The sequence below is a fragment of the Dactylosporangium sp. NPDC050588 genome, assembly GCF_040654975.1.
GTDB lineage: Bacteria > Actinomycetota > Actinomycetes > Mycobacteriales > Micromonosporaceae > Dactylosporangium > Dactylosporangium maewongense.
This window is the reverse complement of record NZ_JBFAJA010000203.1, coordinates 1-3270: the sequence shown is the minus strand read 5'-3', so window position 1 is coordinate 3270 and position 3270 is coordinate 1. Positions and strand designations below refer to the sequence as shown.

Annotated in this window: 1 protein-coding gene; it reads left to right on the top strand. The window is 73.3% G+C overall.

Annotated elements, in window-relative coordinates; translation table 11 throughout:
- On the top strand, positions 1-3270 hold a 3270-nt coding region (locus tag AB0I21_RS57205), incomplete at both ends, for an amino acid adenylation domain-containing protein (RefSeq protein WP_360574436.1).

Genomic DNA, 3270 nt, shown 5'->3' with positions numbered 1-3270 from the left:
GTCGATCCGGAGCTGCCGGCGGAGCGGATCGCGTTCATGCTCGCCGACGCCGGAGCGCGGCTCGTGGTGTCGGACCGCGCGTTCGACCTGCCGGTCGTGAGCGTCCATGAGACGGCGACCGCCGGAGACCTCAGTGCCCAGGTGCTGCCGGAGCACGCGGCATACGTCATCTACACGTCGGGGTCGACCGGCACGCCGAAGGGCGTCGTCGTCACGCACGGCGGCGCGGTCAACCTCGTCGCCACCACGGCCCAGCGGTTCGATCTCGGCGAAGGCGACCGCGCCCTGCAGTTCGCGTCCGTCGGCTTCGACGCCGCCACCTGGGAGCTGCTCCTCGCGCTCAGCTCCGGCGCCTGCCTCGTCGTCGCCCCCGCCCGGGAGCTCCTGCCAGGTGCCGGCCTCGCCGAGGTGATCGCCCGGCACGACGTGACGTTCGCGTGGCTGCCGCCCGCCGTCCTCGGCGTCCTCGCCCCGGACGACCTGCCGTCCGTCACGAACCTCGTGACCGGCGGCGAGGCGCTGAGCGCCGACCTGCTCGACCGGTGGGCGCCCGGGCGGCGGTTCGTCAACCCGTACGGTCCGACCGAGGCCACCGTGGCCGCGACCATGTCGGAACCCCTCACCGCCGGGCAGCCGCCGCACATCGGCCGCCCCATCTCCAACACGCAGGTGTACGTGCTCGACGACCGGCTCCAGCCGGCGCCGACCGGCGTGGCCGGGGAGCTGTACATCGCCGGGTCCGGACTGGCCCGCGGATACGCCGGCCGGGCCGCCCTGACGGCGGAACGGTTCGTGGCGAACCCGTTCGGGTCCGGACGGCTGTACCGGACCGGTGACGTCGTCCGCTGGTCGGCGGCCGGCGACCTGGTCTACGTGCGCCGGGCCGACGAGCAGGTGAAGGTGCGCGGGTTCCGGATCGAGCCGGGTGAGATCCGGGCGGTTCTGGCCGCGCATCCGCGGGTCGAGCAGGTCGCGGTCGTCGCCACGGCGGAGCAGCGGCTCGTCGCGTACGTCGTCGGTTCGGTCGACGGGTTGCGGGAGTTCGCCGCGGAGCGGCTGCCGGAGTACATGGTGCCGGCCGCGTTCGTCGTGCTCGACGCGCTGCCGCTGACGGCGAACGGGAAGCTGGACCGCCGTGCGCTGCCGGTGCCGCAGTTTGCGGCCGGGTCGGGGCGCGGTCCCGCGAACGTGCGTGAAGAGCTGCTGTGTCAGGCGTTCGCCGAGGTCCTCGGCGTCCAGGGTGTCGGGGTCGACGACGACTTCTTCGCGCTCGGCGGGCACTCGCTGCTCGCGGTGCGGCTCGTCGAGTGGCTGCGGGTGCGCGGTGTGTCGGTGTCGGTGAAGGCGCTGTTCCTCACGCCGTCCCCGGCCGGTCTGGCCGCAGCCTCGGGTGGCGTGACGGTCGACGTCCCGGCGAACCTGATCCCGGCGGGCAGCCAGGACATCACTCCGGACATGCTGCCGCTGGTCCAGCTGACCGAGGCCGAGGTCCAGGCGGTCGTCGGTACCGTCGACGGCGGCGCGGCGAACGTGGCGGACATCTACCCGCTCGCGCCGCTGCAGCAGGGCATCCTGTTCCATCACCTGCTCGCCGAGGGCGGCGCCGACGTGTACGTCACGTCGTTCGTCCTCGAGTTCGACGGTCGCGAGCGTCTCGACGCGTTCGCCGGGGCGCTGCAGCACGTGATCGACCGGCACGACGTGTTCCGCACCTCCGTCGTCTGGGCCGGGCTGCCCGAGCCGGTGCAGGTCGTGTGGCGCGCCGCGACGCTGCGGGTGACCGAGGTCGAGGGCACCACGGGCGCCGATGAGCTGCTGGCGGCCGTCGGGCTGGCGATGGACCTGGGCCGGGCGCCGCTGCTGGACCTGCACGTCACGCGGACCGACGCCGGGCACTGGCTGGGTCTGCTGCGCGTGCACCATCTCGTGCAGGACCACACGGCGCTGGACGTGGTGATCGGTGAGATCGATGCGGTCCTCGCCGGGCGGGCCGGTGAGCTGCCGGCGCCGTTGCCGTTCCGGGACTTCGTCGCCCAGTCGCGGGCCGGGCTCGCGGACGGACGGCACGAGGTGTACTTCCGTGAGTTGCTGGCGGGTGTCGAGGAGCCGACGGCGGCGTTCGAGGTCAGCGACGTCCGCGGCGACGGCTCCGGACTCGTCCGCGCCGGCACCGTGCTCGACGACGCCGTGGCGGCTCGGCTGCGGGAGGCGGCGCGACGGCTCGGGGTGAGCCCGGCGACGTTGATGCACGTGGCGTGGTCGCGGGTGCTCGCGGTGGTGTCCGGTCGTGACGACGTCGTGTTCGGCACGGTGCTGTTCGGGCGGATGAACGCGGGCGCGGGCGCTGACCGGGTGCCGGGCCTGTTCATGAACACGCTGCCGGTGCGGGTCCGGACCGGTGATCTGGAGGTGCCGGCGGCGGTCGACGCGATGCGGCGGCAGCTCGCCGGGCTCCTCGAACACGAGCACGCCCCGCTCGCCCTCGCCCAGCGGGTCAGCGACGTCCCCGGCGACCAGCCGCTCTTCGCCACCCTGTTCAACTACCGGCACAACAGCGCCACCGGACCGGTGGACGGCGAAACGGCCGGCGGGTTCGACGGCGTCAGGACGGTGTCCTCCCGGGAGAGCACCAACTACCCGGTGACGGTGTCGATCGAGGACGACGGGACCGGCTTCGGCGTGACCGTCGACGCGGTCGGCCCGATCGACCCGCGGGCGGTCGCCGCGATGCTGGAGACCGCCGTCGGCCACCTCATCCCGGCGCTCGAGGCCGGCACGCCGGCGCCACTGTCCTCCATCGGCGTGCTCGCCACGGCGGACCTGGACACGGTGCTGCGCCGGTGGAACGACACCGCCACGGACGTGCCGGCGGCAACGCTGCCCTCGCTGTTCGCGGCGCAGGTCGCCCGGACCCCGGACGCGCCGGCGTTGGAGCTCGAGGGTTCGTCGGTGTCGTACGCGGACCTGGACCGCCGCGCGAACCGTCTGGCGCGCCGGCTGATCGCCGAGGGTGTACGGGCGGACTCCGTGGTGGGTGTGCGGATGCCGCGTGGGGTGGACCTGGTGGTGGCGTTGCTGGCGGTGGTGAAGGCCGGCGGCGCGTATCTGCCGATCGACCCGGATCTGCCGGCCGAGCGGGTCGCGTACATGAGCCAGGGTGCCGTTCTCGTATTGGCCAACGTCGACACGGAAGGGTATGCCGACGCCGATCCGGGCATCGAGGTGCTACCCGCTCAGGCTGCATACGTCATCTACACGTCCGGATCCACC